We start from the raw sequence: 18,438 nt of genomic DNA, 5'->3' as shown, positions 1-18,438 counted from the left end.
TCCCACCCGTTATATCAGTGCCGCCTCAGTAGAGGATCGAGCGCTCCGTTTCTTTGTCAAAGAGCTGCACATTGGTCGTATCGACGGTCAGTTTTACCTCGTCGCCGATCTTCGTCTTGAAGCGTGGCGACACACGCGCGATTAGGTCGCGGCCGCCGGCGACGATGTTCAGATGGACTTCCGACCCCATCGGTTCTGCGAGTTCCACGACGGCGCCAAAGGGCGCCAGATTCTCCGGCGCAATATCGGCCGGCGGCAGTTCGTGAAAGTTTTCCGGACGAATGCCGACGACCAGTCCGCGGCCGACATAGGGTTCGATGCGGCTCTTTTCGAAATGAGCCGGCAGCGGTAGTTCCCACCCGTCGAACAGGGCGGCATACCCATCGCCCCGACGCTCGATCGCCGAGGGCAGCATGTTCATCTGCGGCGCTCCGATGAAGCTTGCGACAAACATGTTGATCGGTCGGTCATAGAGGTTCTGCGGCGTATCGACCTGCTGGATATGGCCGTCCTTCATCACTACGATCCGGTCGGCCATCGTCATCGCCTCGATCTGGTCGTGAGTGACATAGATGAACGTGGCGTCGAGACGTTTGTGCAGCTTGGTGATTTCGGCGCGCATCGTGCCGCGCAGCTTGGCGTCGAGGTTGGACAGCGGCTCATCCAGCAGGAAGACGGCAGGATTGCGGACCATGGCGCGGCCGAGCGCGACACGCTGGCGCTGGCCGCCGGAGAGCGCTTTCGGTTTGCGGTTCAAGAGATGCGTGATGTCCAGAATCTTTGCGGCTTCCTGAACCTTCTGGTCGATGACCTCGCGTGACGCTCTTCGCAACTGCAGTCCGAACGCCATGTTTTTGTAGACCGTCATGTGCGGGTAGAGAGCGTAGTTCTGAAAGACCATGGCGATGTCACGGTCCTTTGACGGAACGTCATTGACCAGATCGCCGCCGATGACCAGATTTCCACCCGAAATCTCTTCCAGGCCGGCGATCATCCTGAGCGTCGTCGATTTGCCGCAGCCGGAAGGGCCGACGAGGATGATGAATTCCTTGTCGGCGATCTCCAGATCGATGTCGTGCACGACGGTTAGCGCGCCGTAGGTCTTGTTCAGTTTCTTGAGTGAAATGCTGGCCATCTGATCTCTCACCAATAGGAAGACCAAGCGCGCGAAAGGCGCGTCAGGGCTTCCATGTAATAGTAGTCGCCCCACGAGACGCACTCGTCGACGCCTTCGCCTCGGCAGGTATTGTAGGGCGATTTCTTCGAATAGGTGCCATGCAGGACCAGGCCGTTGGAGACGGCCGGATCCTTGACCGCATAACGCTCTGCGAGGCTTTTCATCATGCGGCGCGCGAGGTCATGGTAACGGGCGGCGACGTCGTCTTCGACCATCGCGGCCATTTCGAGTAGGCCGCAAGCGACGATCGACGCGGCCGACGTATCGCGCGGCTCGCCGTCCGCGTCGGAGAACACGAGGTCCCAATAGGGGATGAGGTCAGCCGGCAGCCTGTGCAGGTAGAAGTTCAGCAGCCGGTCGAAGGTGTTGCGGTATTCGTCGATCCGCTCATAGCGGTAGGACAGCGCCATTCCGGCAATGCCCCAAGCCTGCCCGCGCGCCCAGAAACTGTCGTCCCTGTATCCCTGCTTCGTGGCACCGCGCACCGGCGCCCCGGTCACCGGGTCCATGTAGAAGGTGTGATAGGTGGAGTCGTCCGGCCGTACCGAGTTCGCAAGCGTCGTACGGGCATGGATGAGGGCGATGTCGCGGTATTTCGGATCGTTGGTTTCCCGCGTCGCCCAGTAAAGCAGGGGCAGGTTCAGGAGGCAGTCGATGATATAGCGATATTCCTCCGCAACGCCCTTGCGGCCCCAGGCCTGGATGAACTGACCGATCGGCTGGAAGCGTTCGATGAGCTGATCGGCGGCAAGGATTGCGGCTTTGCGGCCGTCTTCGTCGCCCACCAGCTTCCAGGCCGCGACGCAGGAGGGCGAATAGAGGAAGCCCATGTCGTGGTGGTCGGTCTCGATGCGGTTTTCAATCCGATGCAGGAAACTCTGTACCTGGATCTGCGCCGCATATTGGAAGACCTTGTCGCCGGCATGCTCGAAGGCGAGCCAGATTTCCCCCGGCCAGAAGCCAGCGGTCCACTGGTCGTTGGCGACTGCCGGATAGACATTGCCGACACTCGAATGGTTCTGCGACGCATAGGTGAATGTCGGCAGGTTGCGGCGGACCTGTGCCACGGCGAGATCGAGCGCGGCCTTGACCTCGGCATCGGTGATCGGCAGCGGCGCGGTCGGCATAACGGCAGTCATGAACTTAACCTTTCAGGCCCGAGGAGGCGACGCCTTCGACGAAGAAGCGTTGCAGCGACAGGAAGACGATCAGGACCGGAATGAGGGCGACGACCGATGCGGCCATGATTAGCCCGTATTCGGCGGAATATTGGGAGATGAACATGCGGAGCCCGATCTGGATCGTTTTCAGCTCCGTCTTGGTCAGGTAGATCATCGGTCCGAGGAAGTCGTTCCAGGTGGTCACGAAGGTGAAGATGGTTAGCGTCGAGAGCGCCGGCTTGGACAGCGGCAGCATGATCTTCGCCCAGATCTGGTACTCGTTCATGCCGTCGATACGCGCCGCCTCGCAGAGTTCGGTCGGGATCGACATGTAGAACTGCCGCATCAGGAACACACCGAAGGCGGTAAAGGCCTGCAAGCAGATGAGCGCCAGATGCGTGTTGTTCAGCCCGAATTCCCGCATTAGCAGGAATTGCGGCACCATGTAGACCTGCCAGGGCATGGCGATAGTGGCGATATAACCGAGGAAAAGCGTGTTCTTGTAAGGAAAGTCCAGCTTGGCGAATGCATAGGCCGCAAAGCTCGACGTCAGGAGCTGCAAGGACGTGACCATGATCGTCAGCTTAGATGTGTTGTAGATGAACAGCGCCAGCGGGATCTTGGACCAGATGTCGATATAGTTTTGCCAGCGCGGTTCAGATGGGATCCATTCGATCGGGAAGACGAAGACGTCGCGGCTGAGTTTCAGCGAGGCGGACAGCATCCAGGCAAAGGGCATGAGCATCACCGCGGTGATGACGATGACGGTCAGGTAAATCGCAATCGTCTTGACCTTGATCTGTCTGCTCCTGGCGGAGCGCTTGGCGATCTGCATGGCGTCAGTCCTCTTTCTGGCGGCGGAACTGCACGACGGTGACCGCCAGCACGAGGAAGAAGAGGACCAATGCAATCATGCTGGAATAGCCAAGATCCCAGGAAATGAAGGCCTCGTTGTAGATGTGATAGACGAGGACGAGGGTTGATGTGCCGGGGCCTCCCTGGGTGATCATGTAGATCTGGTCGAAGACCTTGAACGACTGGATGGTCAGCATGACGGTGACGAAGAAAGTCGTCGGCGCCAGCTGGGGCACGGTGACATAAAGGAACTTCTGCCAGGAATTGGCGCCATCGAGATCGGCGGCCTCATAGAGCTCGGAATTGATGCCCTGCAGGCCGGCCAGGTAGATGACCATGTAATAGCCCATGCTCTTCCAGACACCGAAGAGGATGACCGTAACCATGGCCCAATGCCGGTCCGCGGCCCAGCCGGGCATGTCCTTGGGGTCGAGGCCGAGCGTGTAGAGGATCATGTTCACCGGACCCATTTCCGGGTTGAAGATCATGTTCCAGACCACCGCAACGGCGACCAGCGAGGCGACATAGGGGAAGAACATCGCTGTGCGGAAGAAATCGCGCCCGAAGATCTTCTGGTTCAGGAGAACTGCAAGGCCCAGCGCGCAGGCGAGCGTCGCCGGCACCGATACGGCCGTATAGATGATCGTATTCCAAAAGGCAGCGATGAAGGCCTTGTCCTCGAACAGCCGCCAGAAATTGGCGAGGCCCGCGAACGTGATCGCGTTGGACCCGTCCCAGTGCATGAAGGCCAGTGCAAAGGCAAAGACAATCGGGCCGAGCGTGAAGACCGCAAAGCCCAGGAAATTCGGCGCAATGAAGGAATAGGCGATCAGCGCGTTCTGCAATTTGCGCCGACGACGTGACATGGCCTTGGCGGAGCGTCGAGCCGTTGCCGGCGCACCGCTTGCCGCGATGGTCGAATTCGAAATGGACACCTCATTCCTCCTCGAAGCGGCGCTTCCCAGGCACTCGGGTGATGCGCGAAATTACCCGCTCTCGCAGCCCGTGCCGTGACCGGACATAGCACAGATCCAACATTGGTCAAACAAGTTCTGGATAAATCATATGAATTCTATGGTCATCTTATAATACGTATGATAGGTGGCATCGAAGTTTGTTGCCGAAGGCGTGGAAAAGGGGGCGAATGTTTAGCGAGATCGCGGAAGATTTGCCGCCAGTATTGGCAGACTTCGTTCCCGGCGCGCCCTTTTCGGATCGCCTCACTTGGGAAGCCGTATCGGCGGACATGCGTACGGCGGTCATCGGTGATGCGGAGGCCGCTCTTGGCCAGGCCTGGTCGGTCATCAAGGCGTCCGATTACCGGGAATATGCGCTGAACGGCAATCGATCGCGTTTCGAGGCGCTCTATTTCTCGCGGCGGCGGCGATTGAACGATCTTGTGCTCGCCGAAATGCTGGAGGGCAGGGGGCGTTTCATCGATGCAATCGTCGACGGCGTCTTTCTTGTTTGCGAGGAAAGCGGATGGCAGCTTCCAGCCCACAATGCCTATGAGCGGGGCGGACAAAGGTTTGCTTTACCCGATGCCGAACAGCCGGTTATCGATCTTTTCGCGGCTGAAACGGGCGCCTTGCTGGCTACGATCGTGGCGCTACTTGGAGATCGGCTGAACGAGGTCAGCCCGCTGGTCGGCGCCCGTATCGAGCAGGAGGTGCGGACCCGACTCTTGACGCCATATCTCACCCGGCATTTCTGGTGGATGGGCAACGGTGCCGAGCGGATGAACAACTGGACGGCGTGGATCACGCAGAATGTCCTGTTGTCGACCTTCGGTCTCAAGACGGATCAGGGCCTGCGTCGAAAGATCACCGAAAAGGCGCTCTCCAGTCTGGATGCATTCGTAAAGGACTATGCTCCGGATGGCGGCTGTGAAGAAGGGGTCGTTTATTACCGGCACGCGGCGCTTTGCATGGCCGGCGCGATGGCCATTCTGGATCAGGCGGCACCGGGCTGCATGGCGAGGCTCTGGCGGGCTCCTAAGATCCGCAGCATGGCGGAATATATTTCCCACATGCATGTGGCCGGCCGGCAATACTTCAATTTTTCCGATTCCGCCGCTGTCATCGAGCCCTGCACCGTGCGCGAATATCTCTTCGGCAAGGCGGTCGGATCCGACGCGCTGGTGCGATTTGCCGCAAATGACAGGCTTTCATCGAAAAAACCGCACCTGCCGGACGAGTGGAACCTCTGGTACCGCGTCCAGGAGCTGCTCGTCGGCTCCGACCTGGTAGCCGCGCCGGTTGACGCATCAAAAACCGATATCTTTTACCCCGGCATCGGTCTGTTCGTTGCCCGCGACGATCATTATGCGCTGGCAGTTAAAGGCGGCAACAATGGCGAAAGCCACAATCACAACGATGTCGGCAGTCTGACGCTCTACAAGGACGGCAAGCCCTTCCTGATTGATATCGGCGTCGAAACCTATACGTCCAAAACCTTCTCGCCACGGCGCTATGAAATCTGGACCATGCAGTCCGCCTTCCACAACCTGCCGACGTTCGGCGGCGTGATGCAGTCGGATAGCGCCGATTTTGCTGCGCGCGACGTGGATGTGGAGTTCAATGAAGGTTCTGCGCGGATATCTCTCGACCTTGCCTCCGCCTATTCGGCAGTTGCCAATGTGCAAACTTATCGCCGAACCGTCACGCTGCTGCGCGGGCAGCACGTGGAGGTTTCCGATAGCCATGACGGCGACCTGCCGGCCGTGCTGTCGCTGATGACCTGCGCAAAGCCGGCCGTGGATGGCCAAAATCTTCATTTCGAAGGCCTGGGACGGATCGAACTCGATGGCGGCGGCGAGATTGAGGTCGACACGATCGATATCGACGACGCCCGCCTGCGCCTTTCCTGGCCGTCAAAAATCTACCGGCTGCGTATCCCCTTTGCCGGGACGCGCCTGAACCTGCGGATCGTCTGAGGAGGGCGAGGATGGAACTGACACTGAAGGTCGTTGACATTGCCGGCGAGGTTCGTGCCAAGGCAAGTGGAATGGACGAGATCTATCTGGTCTATCGTGATGCCTACAAGGAGGGGGATCACGTCGTCGTCGAAGCGTCCGAGCCCGGACATCTGGTCTTGGCGCTTGATGACGCGATGCAGCCTACAGTAGTCTACATGAAGGGACAGGCCTATGCGCTCGGCGTCCCGTTCGAGGCGAAGCGCGTTCCCTATTCACCACATGCTTTCGAAGGCGTGCTCCATCGACTGTTTGTCCGCAAGGCGCGGCGGGAGGAGATCGGATCGCGCCGAAATCTGGCGTTCAATCCCTGGGACGACCACGCCAATTCCTCCATCTTCCCGCATGCCAAGGCGAATGTCGAAACACGTGGGGAGGCAGTCTTTGCCGCCCGCAATGCGATCGATGGCGAAAAGGCGAACGACGATCACGGTTTTTGGCCCTATACGAGTTGGGGCATCAACCGTGATCCCGAAGCCGCACTGACGCTGGATTTCGGGCGCCCCGTCAGGATCGACGAAATCGTCTTCTATCTGCGAGCCGATTTTCCGCACGATGCCTCGTGGGAAAACGCGAGCATCACCTTTTCCGATGGAGAGACGGAAAGCTTCTCACTGGTCAAATCCGGTGCCGCGCAATCTTTTCCGTTCGCGGAAAAGACCGTGGAATGGGTGCGGTTGCACAGCCTCATCAAGGCCGACGACCCTTCTCCCTTTCCGGCACTGACCCAGATCGAAGTCTGGGGCCGCGAAGTGGACTGATCGTAAACGTGGAAGCGTCGGGAATTGCAGTGTCAGGATGAAAATGCCCGGAAGTCCCGGAGCAGATCGCGGTAGCGAATCTGGCTGCCTCGCAGGTGGTCGCGCATGGCGTTGCGGGCTGCTTCCTCGTCCCGGTCGGAGATCGCCATGACAATCACTTCATGCTCCTTGTGGATCATCCGCCGGTAGGCAGTCTGATCGGCAGGGCGCGGGTCGGGCATCACTTTCGACTGCGGAATAGCCGCCGCCCCGTGAAACTCCAGATGCTGCCGGAACAACGGGTTGTTGGTCGCATCGGCGATGGCGAAGTGAAGCGCAAGATCGGCTTCGCGGATCGACTCGTCGTTTTCGATGCAGCGAAGGATCTGCCGGTGACATTCGAAGATTGCTTCTTCCTGGGCCGGGGAGCGCCGCAAGGCCGCAAGGCCGGCGGCCTCGATTTCCAACGGCGCTCTGACTTCCAGCACCTCGAGGTCCGACGAGACACGCGCCTTGTCGATCCTTCGATTGACGTGCGGTTGGATGTCGGGGTCAAGAACGAAGATGCCCGCACCCTGCCGCACCTCGACAAGACCATCCGACTTCATCGCGGCCACGGCTTCGCGCACCACCGTCCGGCTCACCCGGTGGGTTTCGGTCAGCTCAACCTCGCTCGGGAGCTTGTCGCCGGGGACATATTGGCCGCTCGCAATCAAGTGACGAAGGCTTTGTCCGACCTTCGAAACCAGTGACCCCGGCCCCTTGCTGCGATCCTTGGTCTGGATGGTCACGCTCGATCCCCTTGATGGAATGCGGGCGATCTTCAAGGCGATCGCCGTATTCATCACACATGTATGACAAATCTTGCGCTGTTGCAATACGACAATGCTTTTGTATCGTATTTTGCAAGGTCTTCGCGCGCCGATCCTCTGGGGAAAGTAAAGCTGGACGCTGGAAAATGCCTGCTGTATTCGGTTCGAGGCGCGCGGTGCCGAAAATTGGTATGATGACATAGTGCGCGCGCGCCCGAGCTTGAGAGAGGCCGTATCTTATGAAACCTACTGCGGATGCCGTCGATGATCGCGGCGGCAAGTGCAAGGTGAGCGAGGCCATGCGGATGGATAAAGAAATTTCCAAAAACCGTTCCGCGGTCGACACGGAAAGAGATGCAAGGTTGCAATTCCTGACCTGGGAGCGCAGTTCGCAGGACATCGGGAGTGATCAGCAGAAAAAGCTCAAGGAGGAGCTTGCTCGATCCGCCGGTGCACGAATTGCAGACAGCGCCTATATTTCCCGCGACGCACGCGTCTTCACCGCGTCGCTCGTCATTGGCGAGCGCTCGTGGATTGCTGGGCATGCCCTTGTGCGAGGCGATGTCGAATTCGGCTCCAACTGCTCGGTCAATCCCTATGCCTGCATTTCCGGAAAAGTGCGCTGCGGAAACGGCGTGCGCATCGCATCGCTGGTCTCGATCGTCGGGTTCAACCACGGTTTCGACGATCCGGATATGCCGATCAATGATCAACCGCACGTAGCGCTTGGAATCCTGATCGGCGATGACGTCTGGATCGGCGCTAACGCGGTCATCCTCGATGGCGTGACTATCGGCGATGGCGCCGTCATCGCAGCAGGAGCGGTGGTGACGAAGGACGTGCCGAAGCTGGCGATCGTCGCCGGCGTGCCCGCTAAAGTCGTTCGTCGCCGGGGAGAGACGGTGATTGCACGGTCCCGGCGGGGTGAAGTCGAAAATGCGCTGACGCGTATCAGCAAAACCGCCGAAACTGAATGGCGTGATGCGCTGGTGCGTCATTCGACGCCGGAGGGATACATTTCGGCAGAGGCGGACGGGATGGTCCGCAAGGCAATCCGACATCAATGCGATGCTATCGAGATCGCAGCCGGTTTTGGTCAACCGCCGACGGGCGACGAGGCAAAATCGATCATCGATCGCCTGCAGGCGCTGCAAGATCCATCGAATGGCTTTTTCCCCGATCCCTATCGGCTACCGAATCCGGCGGCGAATATCCGGGAGGATACGCTGGCGCTCTATAACGTACTCTCGATCGGGTATGCGCTGGAAATTCTCGGCACCCATCCATCTCATCCCATTTCCGGAGTTGAACTGGACGCTTCAGCGCTCTTCGATTGGCTGGAATCCTTGCCCTGGAGCACGCGCGCTTGGCTGTGTGGCGATCGGGTGGATGCGATCGCCACTGCGCTTTATTTCAACGCGCGATATTTCAAAAGTGGCCGCGGAAAAGAAATTCTCTTCGGCTGGCTGGCGACTCATGTGGATCGTGCAACGGGGCTTTGGGGAAAACCGACGGCTGAGCAAGGCCTGTTGCAGCCCGTCAACGGTTTCTACCGGCTGACGCGCGGAGCCTATGCTCAATTCGGCATTCCGGTGCCTTTGCCGGAAGCGGCGATCAACTCCGTGCTTTCTCAATACCGCAGCAACGGCGGATTTTCAGGAGCGACCTACTCCGCCTGCAATCTGCTCGATACGATCCATCCACTTTGGCTTTGCCTCAAGCAAACGGATTTCATGCGTGCGCAGGCGGAAAATGTCGCTGAGACAATCATCCTCCAAGCGCAAGACCGATGGGTTTCCGGACAGGGTTTCGCTTTTGCGGACGGCCAAGTGGCGGGTTTGCAAGGCACAGAGATGTGGCTTTCAACGCTGCATCTGGCTGCCGACCTTCTTGGCATAGCGGGCGAGTTTGCCTTCATTCCACAAGGCGTGCATCGGACCCGATCGGTCGGACAAGGCCTTTAGCGTTTTTTATCACTGACGGTCGAGAAAAACCATTTCACCGCATTGCAGGTGAGTGAGGTTGCCACTTTGACGTGAATGGCCGCAATGTTGCGGTCGCGACGGTGATCGAAACCTGGACTCTGGGCTGGGCCGGGTCGGGCTGGGCCGGGAGCCATCTCGTTACCGATAGCGAGGGTAATTTTCACGGCTCGGTCTCGGGCGGCTGCGTCGAAAGTGCCGTGATTGCTGAAGCGATAAGAAGCTCGGCGACCTGTTCGGCAAGGCAGGCCGCGTCCAGCTCGCGAAGGTCAACGCCTCAGAGATCGACCGCATCCAGATCGACCGTGGCCTCGAGTTCATCGACGACATCAATGTGCGGATCAAGCAGTCGGAAGCGACGATCCGGGCGATCACCAAGGCCAATGTGAAGCTGTTGAAGACGATCCTTGGCATTGGCGAGTTCTTTGCCCGGCTGATCGATGCGGAGATCGACGACATCTCGCGCGGCACCGACACCATGGAAGGCGCTTCGCCGCAGCAGAGGATCATCTCAAATTCCTTTCGATAACCTGTGCTGAAGCGGACGATGAGATTTCCAGGTGATCGGGCTCGATATTCGCATAGCCGCGGCGGGTTCCACAGACCGTTCCACCGTCGGCGAAGATCTCGACGATTCCATGATCATGAAACAGACGAAGGTCCTTCCCACCGCCAAGCTCCGCCACGTATTGGATCGAGCCGTCGTCCTGGGCGAGCCGGATCGAGAGGACACCCCCGGCGACGTTCACCTCGAAGGCAAGTTCGCCGCCCTGCGTCGCGACGAGCTTGCTGCCCTCCAGGGTTCCGGAAAGGCGGATTTCGATGGGAGCCTTCGGCAGCGAGAATTTGCCGCTTTTGTCCTCGACGACAGGATCGGCGGCATAGCGCTCGGCGACTTCGATCACTGGCAGCATGAGCAGCTTCTTCTTGTCTTCGCTCAGGCTTAGAGCACGGGGCAGGGACAGTTCCCCGGAATAGGATGAACCCTCGGGCTTGCGGTATTCCCAGTTGAAAAGCCAGGCAAATGCGATCTGGCGCCCTCCTGCTTCGAAACTCTGCATCGCGTAATAGTCAGTCCCGAAATCCAGCAATTGCAGTTCCGACGTATCGGGCACAAAGCAGTCGTCGATAAACTCGCCGATCAGGGCATAAAGGAGATTGTGGCGCCGTGTTCGTGGCTCGACGTGGCCAACAAAGCCCATCACCAGAACCCACTTATCCTCCAGCGGGAAGAAATCCGGGCATTCGACCGCACGCGCGCCTTCTTGGCGGAAGTTAACCGGCGCACGGTAGAGCGGCCTGAGATATTGCCAATCGAGACCATCGCCGGAGCCGAACAACAACACAGCGGGATCGCCCTCGATCGACGCGCCGAGTATCATGCGATAGGCGTTGGCTGCATCGTCCCACCAAACCTTTGGATCGCGGAAGTCGTGCTCCACCCCGTCGGGACGCTGCTCCAACACCGTCACAATGCCTTCCGCCTTGATCATCCGCCGATCTGGGCGCGCTATTTTCTGGATTTCCCGATAACCCTTGAAAAGGTCATAGGCGGGCAGGCGCTCGGTGTAAAAGAACATCAAACTTCCATCTCGATCCCGAAAGGCGTTGCCGGAGAATGCGCCTCCCGTGGCGCCGAGACGCCACAGGTTCTGTTCTGGATGCAGAAATACCGGCATGTGAAGCCAATTGACCAGATCGCGGCTGGTCGCATGTCCCCAGTGCATCGGTCCCCAATCACTGCCACTGGGATGGAATTGATAAAAAAGGTGCCATATCTCGTCGATCTTGCAGAGACCTACGGGGTCGTTCATCCAATGCCGGATTGGCGAGAAATGAAGCGTAGGACGATCCGGATCGGACCGAAGCCAATCTTCAATTTCCGCACCGGTGCGTTGAAGGATCCCTTTATCCGAAAATTCAAACACTGTTATACCGGTCTCGTTCACGGTTTGAGGCTGATATCCATAGGCCCACAGAACAGCGTTCGGCGCATTGGTGACAACAGTGACCTCGCAAGCTTCCCTGTGGTGATACGAGAAAAACTCCGGATGGATGGCAAATGACCGAGCCTGCCAAACCGTTTTCCCATCAATGTTGAAACGAAAAAAGCCGTCGCCCGCGGCCCAAAACTCCAAGCAGTACCCCAAGGGTAGGAATAGGTTTTGCGTCATCAACGGGCCATCTTCCCGTTCCATTTGGTTCGTCATGAACACAACTCCGAATAGTCACTGAATTTTCGACAGACGCTCTAGCTACGCTCGGTCTATATTGAAACTTTGCCGACTATCGCCCAGGAACTGGAGTGCCCCTGAATGCATTCACTGTTCTGTCCATCCCGACCTGTTCGTCACTGCCTGAATCCAGGACTGTATTCCGCACCGACCCCCTTTGAACCAGTACTGCCGTTACTTCGAGCGCCTTCAAATTGCTTGTTGAAAGCAATGCGCCCACTTGCGTTGAGAAACACGCACTGTTTGGTGCATCGTTGATTTGCGACATTTCGGTCGTAGCCACGATGTGATTATTGGCTATGTAGTTGCCGCTACCGGCAACCACATTGATGATCACAGGCTTTACGGCGAGAGGCTTGATATATTGAGTATCGATCGTTTCTGAAATGTGGTTGGCGATTACAGAATTGTTGCTGCCATCAATGCGCAAAAGTCCGAACAGGTCATCCAGGCCGTTATCGTACTTCTGCATGGGCGCCCACGGCTCTCGATCTCGCAGGAAGTGATTTGAGGAAACCAGGTTTTCGCAACAGTTCTCAGCAAAAACCAGCATTCCGGGATAGAAGGAATGGAATCTGTTTCCTGTGATCGACGAACGCACCACGCCGGAAAAATAGACGCTGCTGGCGCCTCGAGGGAACACGTTGTTTGAGGATACTAGAATGCCGCCATAATTTTCAGCGTAGACGGAATGTCCCCTATATCCGGCCCCGACAAAATTATTCGCTATCCTCGAGGCCTGCCCCATACCTTTCAGTTCGATACAGTTGCCGCACTCTGCAATGAAATTGTTGTCTATCGCCAGCGCATCCGCGTCATGAACGGTAACTCCATGCTCCAGATAGATAAGACCCATACCCGTTATTCGGAATGAATCATTGGCGCTGCCCACATAGATTCCCGTTTTGCCATTCCTGTAGGTATTTTCTGCATCATTCTGCCCCGAACCATCGTCAATGAAGTGCAGGCCATCGATGCAAAAGTCAGCAAACTCCACAGAGCTTATACGAGGACTTCCGGTGCGCTTGATATAGAACGCGGCTCCAGCAGCCTCACCGTCGGCGGCCTCTGGAGAAATGTCCACACGTACGCGACTTCCGCCCGGCCACACTTCGCGCCACTGTGCCAGTTCGTTTGCGGGTGTATTGAAACGGATGCTCGAAGACGTAAAACCATGTCCCGAGCCCACAATCTTCAGATAGCTCACGTCTATAACGACTTGAGTGACAAGGCGATAATCGCCTGGCGGTATATAGATCACTGCTCCAGGCTTTCCGCCGTCATTTAGGTCGGGAACCGCTTGCCTGCTTTTAATATCCGCAATGATGCTATTGATGACCGACCCAATATCCTCATAGGGGTTGCCTACGGGATATCGTGTTACGTCGTAAAAGTTCTCACTTACCATTGCTAATGTCTCCTCGGCCATTTCCTACTCCACAGCGAGAGTAGACCGATGTTCTTGATTGGTTGTCGTGCGCAAGCCGCCTGGGGGAAATGCGTTCAACGGCTCTCTTGTTTGAGTTTGGAGCAAGATCCTGCGCACCATCACCAGATGCTGGTGCGGATGTCCGGTTCAAAGAAGTGAAGTTCTTCGGCATCCACCGCGATGCGCGCGATGTCACCTGCGCGTGCTGTGCTCTTCGGAGAAAACCGGGCTACAGCAGCTTTTTCGTCGCCGATGTCGGCGACGGCATCGGGGTCGCCAGCATCCACCCAGGGTGCGTCGATATTCAGATGCACCATGGATTCAGAACCTAGCGCCTCAACAAGAGTGACCGGGGCCGAGATCTCGGCCGAAGAAGGCCGGATTGCGGCGTCGTTCATGTGCTCGGGCCGGATGCCCACAATCACCTGACGGTGAGACGCACCGTTGAGCGAGGGGCGGTCTTCGAAAACCCGGTCGGGGATTTCCAAGCTGTTGCTGCCCAGTGTCAGCGTCCTTCCATTCAGAACGGCCTCGTACAAATTCATCGAGGGCGATCCGATAAAGGCGGCGACAAAGACATTGTCAGGTCGATTGTACAGGTTTTGCGGTGTGTCGACTTGCTGCAACACGCCGCCTTTCATGACAGCGACGCGGTCACCCATCGTCATCGCCTCGACCTGGTCGTGGGTCACGTAAATTGTCGTGACATTCAGTTTTCTCTGGAGACTGGCGATCTCGGCGCGCATCTGCACGCGCAGCTTGGCATCGAGGTTCGACAACGGTTCATCCATCAGGAAGGCCGCTGGTTTGCGGACGATCGCCCGTCCCATGGCGACACGCTGACGCTGGCCTCCTGAAAGGAGTGCCGGCCTGCGGTCGAGCAAAGTCGTCAGTTCGAGGATGCGTGCGGCTTCGTCTATGCGGCTGGCAATCTCGGTCTTCGACAGGCCTGCCATCAGCAAGGGAAAGGCGATGTTCTCCCGCACTGTCTTGTGCGGGTAGAGCGCGTAGGACTGGAAGACCATGGCAATGTCGCGATCCTTAGGATCGACATCGTTGACTAACCTGTCACCGATCCTGAGTTCGCCACTGGAAATGCTCTCCAGGCCGGCAATCATCCGAAGTGCTGTCGATTTCCCGCATCCGGACGGACCGACGAAAACCATGAACTCGCCATCACGGATATCGAAACTCAGATCCTGGAGCGCGTGAAAGCGGTTTCCGTACCGCGGTACCACTGGCACTGCTCCTCATGTCTGCGTTCTTCGAGGGCATACCGAAGGAGCTCGAAGAAGCGGCGCGCATGGATGGCTGCACACGATATGCTCTGCTGGAAACCGACGCCGGTCTCGACATCGTCCGACACCATGTCGATGGTGGCGGTGTCAGCGACCTCGTCTTCGCTTTCTGCCACGCGCTCGGCTTTGCCTTCGTCCCGCGTATCCCCGATCTCGATGGGCGATGCCTCTATGGCTTCGGTCCCGCAAAGCAGTATGGAATTCTTCAGAACGTCATGGGCGACCGCATCGACGCCGATCTGATTCGTGCGCACTGGGACGACATCCTGCGCCTGATGACCTCGCTCCGTACCCGCACCGTCAGCGCCTCTCTTATGCTGAAGCGACTATCGGCGACTACAAGGCAGAACGGTCTCGCCCAGCGCTGCGGCAGATGGGCCGGATCGAGCGAACCCTCTTTACCCTCGACTGGATCAACGACGAGCAGCTCCGAAAAACCACGACTGCGGAATTGAACAAGGGAGAAAGCCGCAACAGCCTCGTGCGGGCCGTCAATCTTCACCGTCTCGGCCGTTTCCGCGATCGCAGTCAGGAAAACCTGTCGATCAGGGCATCAGCGCTCAACCTGGTCGTCACCGCCATCATACACTGGAACACGATCTACACCGGCCGCGTCGTCAATGCTCTGCGCAACGCCGGACAGGTCGTTCCCGAGCACCTGCTTTCCAGCCTGTCCCCGCTCTCATGGGAGCATGTGAACCTGACCGGCGATTACCTTTGGGAGGACAAACCCGCTGTTGACGAGCACGGCTTTCGCCCCATCTCGTTCGCCCTTTGATCTTCCCACCGTATATCTGTGCCCTTTTAATGTTCAGGGGCCGATATGGAAGTCTGGCTCGACGCTTCGCATCCCGGCGACCGCGCGACTGAGATCCACGGTGCGCCCGGCGTGCCGGTAAAGAGCGACAGCGAAGCGGTGCTCGAAACGACGGCCGCAACAGCAATGCCTGTTCGGCATGATCGATCGCGAGTTGATAGTCGCCCAGCGCCGCAGCGGACATGCAGCAAAAGAACTCGATGAAGGCCCGGCAGTCACTGTTTTGCGCCTCCCGTGCGAGCGTTTCAATCTCCACCGCATCGCCAAGGAAGCCGCAAGAGCGATGCTGGAAATTGGCCATGTTCCTTAAAAAGGCCCGCCATGCGAGATATTGCGGCCGTTGCTCGTATTCATAGGCGAGACGAAGATAGCCGTCGGCTAGAGAGAGAGAGAGAGAGAGAGAGAGAGNGGCCGTTGCTCGTATTCATAGGCGAGACGAAGATAGCCGTCGGCTAGAGAGAGAGAGAGAGAGAGAGAGAGAGAGAGAGCGTCTGTCAAACTGGTGAGCAATAGGAGATATCAGGCAAGATAGGCCTNAGAGAGAGAGAGAGAGAGAGAGAGAGAGCGTCTGTCAAACTGGTGAGCAATAGGAGATATCAGGCAAGATAGGCCTTGTGCAGGATGTCGGGATTTTGCCGCAGGATCTCCGGCGACCCGCTGAAAGAAAACCGGCCGCGCGAGAGGACATGGGCATCGTGCGCCTCTTTGAGAGCCAGCGCGGTAAACTGCTCGATCAGCAAGATACCGGTTCCTTGGGCAGCGAGGCGGGACAGAACGGCCATCAGCCGTTTGACGATCAGTGGCGCGAGCCCAAGCGACATCTCGTCGGCAAGAATGAATTTCGGCCGGGCAACAAGGCCCTGGCCAAGCGCCAGCATCTGCTGCTGGCCGCCGGACATGGAGCCGGCGCGCTGCTTCTTGCGCTCTGCCAGTTCCGGGAAGATGGCGTAGACCTCGTCCACTGCCTTTGCGGCGTCTGCCGCTGACTGCTGGAGGCCTGCCGCCTGCAGGTTGTCCTCGACGCTCAGGCCTGAAAGCACACGATGGCCTTCCGGGACCGCCGCAATGCCGGCGGCCCGGACCACTTCCGGTGATTGCCCGGAAACCACCTTCCCATCGATCTCGACCCTACCGGAGGCGACCGGCAGCGCACCGGCAATCGCCAGTACCAGCGAACTCTTGCCGGCGCCATTGGGGCCGAGCAGGGCGGTGATGCGACCGCTCTGCAATGTGAAGCTCAGATCATTGATGACCCGCTTGCCGCCGCGCTCGACCGATAGATTGCTGACCGTAAACCTGCTCATGCGGCGACATCCTCCATGCCGAGATAGACTGCGCGGACCTTCGGATCCGTCAGCACAGCCGCGGTCGTGCCGACGGCAATCAACGATCCGAAATCAAGAACCATTGTGTCTTGGCAGACGGCCTGGATGAGATCGACGTCGTGGTCGATCAGCATAGTCGTTGCGCCATTGAAGGCCCTGATGCCGTCGATGATCTGGCGAAGCCTGTCAACTTCGCCCTGTGAAAATCCGGCGCCGGGTTCATCGAGGAGGATCAGCCTCGGCTTGCCGACGACACAGCGGGCAATCTCTACCATCCGGCGTTCGAAGGCATTGAGGCCAGCGGCGTTCAGACCACGAACGGCGGAAAGGCCCACGAACTCCAGAGCGGCCATCAGCGCACGTTCGCGGTCGTTTCCCGACATTGCAAGCGGGTCGAGTACGGCGCGAACATTGTCCTCGACCGACAGTTCATCGACCACCTGCTCCTTCTGGAAGGAACGGCGCAGCCCCCAGCGTGCCCGCTGATGCGGCACGAGGCGAAGAATCTCCGAGCCGTCCATGGTGATCCGGCCGGATCGGGGCATGACGAAACCCGACAGGACATTGAGGAAGGTGGTCTTGCCAGCGCCGTTCGGGCCGATGATACCGAAGACCGGCTTGTCGAGGGTTACGGTCAGGCAGTTGAGCGCGGTGACACCGCCGAAGGTGACGGTGACGTCGTCGATCGAGATCATCGTTTCTCCCCCCGTGAGCGCAAAACCCTGACCGCATCGGTCAACTGACCGGCGAGGCCTTTCGGCGCGGTGATCAGGGCGTGGATCAGGGCAAGGCCGAAGATCACATAGGCGGTATCGCCATTGATACCGAGGTCGTTGAGGTAGGCCGGTACCAGCCGGTAGAGCAGGGCGGCAATCACCGCGCCATACCAGTGCCATGCACCGCCAACGATCGTCAGCGCGAAGATCATCACCGATTCTGCTGGCGGAAAGGAACGGGCGTCGAGAAGTTGGAGGTTGCCCGCCAGAAGAGCGCCGGCGACTCCGGCCAGAAAGCCGGACAGGGCAAAACCCCAGACCTTGTAGAGCGTCACGTCAACGCCGGCTGCCATGGCGGAGGCCTCGCTCTTGCGGATCAGCGCCCAGCCCCGGCCGGCGCGGCTGCGCTCGTGCCAGTCGATCAGCAGGAACCCAAACGCCACGACCACCATGCAATAGCGGAAATAGGCGCTGTCCGACGCCGCCAGGTATGGACGCGGCATGTAGGTGACGGCCTGGACGGCAAAACCGGTCAGGCCGCCGCCGCCGTTGGGAAACTGCAAGACGTTGATGAGGATGCCGAAACCGCCAGCGGCCATTAGGGTGATCAGCGCCAGATAGAGACCGCGCATGCGCAGCGCCGGATAGGCGAGGACCATGCCGATCACTCCGGCAAACAAGCCGCCGGACAGGAGGTTCAGTTCGAACGGCAGGCCGAGGCCATGGGCAAGGCGTAGCGCGATCCAGCCGCCGCAGCCCATCAGCGCCACCTGCGCAAGGGATACCAGCCCCAGCCGGCGATACAACAATGCGATGCTGGCGGCGGTCAGCGCATAAATTGCAGTGCCGGTCAACACCTTCACCCAGAGCGCATTGGCGGCGAGGGGCACGATGACGGCCATCGCAGCGAAAAACATCT

General features: G+C 58.6%; 15 protein-coding genes and 4 pseudogenes. 8 read left to right on the top strand and 11 right to left on the bottom strand.

Annotation, left to right across the window (positions count from 1 at the left end):
* Nucleotides 1–25: 25 nt before the first annotated feature.
* From BN1800_RS33970 to BN1800_RS33955, 4 genes are read right to left on the bottom strand one after another with little or no spacing between them, the layout of a single operon-like run.
* Nucleotides 26–1,135, bottom strand: coding sequence for an ABC transporter ATP-binding protein (locus tag BN1800_RS33970; protein WP_027512157.1), 1,110 nt, complete (start codon nucleotides 1,133–1,135; stop codon nucleotides 26–28).
* An 8-nt stretch (nucleotides 1,136–1,143) separates the two neighbouring features.
* Nucleotides 1,144–2,316, bottom strand: coding sequence for a glycoside hydrolase family 88 protein (locus BN1800_RS33965; protein ID WP_087004414.1), 1,173 nt, complete (start codon nucleotides 2,314–2,316; stop codon nucleotides 1,144–1,146).
* 4 nt (nucleotides 2,317–2,320) lie between these two features.
* Nucleotides 2,321–3,172 carry a carbohydrate ABC transporter permease gene (locus BN1800_RS33960; RefSeq protein WP_087004411.1) on the bottom strand — a complete coding sequence of 284 codons (852 nt, stop codon included), beginning with the start codon at nucleotides 3,170–3,172 and terminating at the stop codon, nucleotides 2,321–2,323.
* 4 nt (nucleotides 3,173–3,176) lie between these two features.
* Nucleotides 3,177–4,127 carry a carbohydrate ABC transporter permease gene (locus BN1800_RS33955; RefSeq protein ID WP_087004408.1) on the bottom strand — a complete coding sequence of 317 codons (951 nt, stop codon included), beginning with the start codon at nucleotides 4,125–4,127 and terminating at the stop codon, nucleotides 3,177–3,179.
* A gap of 209 nt (nucleotides 4,128–4,336) precedes the next feature.
* Between BN1800_RS33955 and BN1800_RS33950 the strand changes: the two genes are divergently transcribed.
* Nucleotides 4,337–6,127: a heparinase II/III domain-containing protein gene (locus tag BN1800_RS33950; RefSeq protein WP_087004405.1), complete on the top strand. Its 1,791-nt coding sequence runs from the start codon at nucleotides 4,337–4,339 to the stop codon at nucleotides 6,125–6,127.
* An 11-nt stretch (nucleotides 6,128–6,138) separates the two neighbouring features.
* Entirely contained in the window at nucleotides 6,139–6,927 is a 789-nt protein-coding gene (locus BN1800_RS33945) for a discoidin/SUN/FTP domain-containing protein (protein ID WP_087004403.1), read from the top strand.
* 32 nt (nucleotides 6,928–6,959) lie between these two features.
* Here the strand turns inward: BN1800_RS33945 and BN1800_RS33940 are convergent, their stop codons facing one another.
* Entirely contained in the window at nucleotides 6,960–7,751 is a 792-nt protein-coding gene (locus tag BN1800_RS33940) for a FadR/GntR family transcriptional regulator (protein WP_179213968.1), read from the bottom strand.
* Nucleotides 7,752–8,023: 272 nt separating this feature from the next.
* Here BN1800_RS33940 and BN1800_RS33935 point away from each other — a divergent pair, with 272 nt between their 5' ends.
* From BN1800_RS33935 to BN1800_RS43035, 3 genes and pseudogenes are all read left to right on the top strand, one after another.
* Complete coding sequence (locus BN1800_RS33935; RefSeq protein ID WP_087004473.1) at nucleotides 8,024–9,682, top strand: acyltransferase; 1,659 nt, start codon at nucleotides 8,024–8,026, stop codon at nucleotides 9,680–9,682.
* Nucleotides 9,683–9,753: 71 nt separating this feature from the next.
* Nucleotides 9,754–9,918, top strand: a pseudogene (locus tag BN1800_RS43040) (XdhC family protein); the annotation flags it as partial.
* Nucleotides 9,918–10,166, top strand: a pseudogene (locus BN1800_RS43035) (IS110 family RNA-guided transposase); the annotation flags it as partial. The pseudogenes BN1800_RS43040 and BN1800_RS43035, both read left to right, overlap by 1 nt.
* Nucleotides 10,167–10,206: 40 nt before the next feature.
* Here BN1800_RS43035 and BN1800_RS33925 read toward each other — a convergent pair.
* From BN1800_RS33925 to BN1800_RS33915, 3 genes are all read right to left on the bottom strand, one after another.
* Nucleotides 10,207–11,874 (bottom strand): GH32 C-terminal domain-containing protein, encoded by a 1,668-nt coding sequence (locus BN1800_RS33925; RefSeq protein ID WP_087004470.1) that lies wholly within the window; start codon nucleotides 11,872–11,874, stop codon nucleotides 10,207–10,209.
* A 112-nt stretch (nucleotides 11,875–11,986) separates the two neighbouring features.
* Nucleotides 11,987–13,342 (bottom strand): NosD domain-containing protein, encoded by a 1,356-nt coding sequence (locus tag BN1800_RS33920; RefSeq protein WP_087004467.1) that lies wholly within the window; start codon nucleotides 13,340–13,342, stop codon nucleotides 11,987–11,989.
* A gap of 140 nt (nucleotides 13,343–13,482) precedes the next feature.
* A complete protein-coding gene (locus tag BN1800_RS33915; RefSeq protein ID WP_244564756.1) occupies nucleotides 13,483–14,601 on the bottom strand; it encodes an ABC transporter ATP-binding protein in 1,119 nt (372 codons plus the stop codon).
* Between BN1800_RS33915 and BN1800_RS43685 the strand changes: the two are divergent.
* The 3 genes and pseudogenes from BN1800_RS43685 to BN1800_RS41730 form a co-directional block, all read left to right on the top strand.
* Nucleotides 14,589–14,687, top strand: a pseudogene (locus BN1800_RS43685) (carbohydrate ABC transporter permease); the annotation flags it as partial. The gene BN1800_RS33915 and the pseudogene BN1800_RS43685 overlap by 13 nt on opposite strands.
* A pseudogene (locus tag BN1800_RS33910) lies at nucleotides 14,688–15,439 on the top strand (Tn3 family transposase); the annotation flags it as partial.
* A gap of 178 nt (nucleotides 15,440–15,617) precedes the next feature.
* Nucleotides 15,618–15,788, top strand: coding sequence for a hypothetical protein (locus BN1800_RS41730; RefSeq protein WP_179213967.1), 171 nt, complete (start codon nucleotides 15,618–15,620; stop codon nucleotides 15,786–15,788).
* Nucleotides 15,789–16,074: 286 nt separating this feature from the next.
* Here the strand turns inward: BN1800_RS41730 and BN1800_RS33900 are convergent, their stop codons facing one another.
* The 3 genes from BN1800_RS33900 to BN1800_RS33890 are packed head-to-tail and all read right to left on the bottom strand — an operon-like array spanning nucleotide 16,075 to nucleotide 18,421.
* The gene (locus BN1800_RS33900) at nucleotides 16,075–16,782 is read right to left on the bottom strand and encodes an ABC transporter ATP-binding protein (RefSeq protein WP_087004395.1); all 708 of its coding nucleotides are present in this window, start codon (nucleotides 16,780–16,782) and stop codon (nucleotides 16,075–16,077) included.
* Nucleotides 16,779–17,498 (bottom strand): ABC transporter ATP-binding protein, encoded by a 720-nt coding sequence (locus BN1800_RS33895; RefSeq protein WP_087004392.1) that lies wholly within the window; start codon nucleotides 17,496–17,498, stop codon nucleotides 16,779–16,781. The genes BN1800_RS33900 and BN1800_RS33895 overlap by 4 nt, the downstream gene beginning before the upstream one ends.
* Nucleotides 17,495–18,421, bottom strand: coding sequence for a branched-chain amino acid ABC transporter permease (locus BN1800_RS33890; protein ID WP_207917118.1), 927 nt, complete (start codon nucleotides 18,419–18,421; stop codon nucleotides 17,495–17,497). The genes BN1800_RS33895 and BN1800_RS33890 overlap by 4 nt, the downstream gene beginning before the upstream one ends.
* Nucleotides 18,422–18,438: the final 17 nt, after the last annotated feature.

Source organism: Rhizobium sullae (assembly GCF_900169785.1).
Lineage (GTDB): Bacteria > Pseudomonadota > Alphaproteobacteria > Rhizobiales > Rhizobiaceae > Rhizobium > Rhizobium sullae.
Note: the sequence above shows the minus strand (reverse complement) of the source record. Positions and strands in the feature narration are given on the sequence as shown.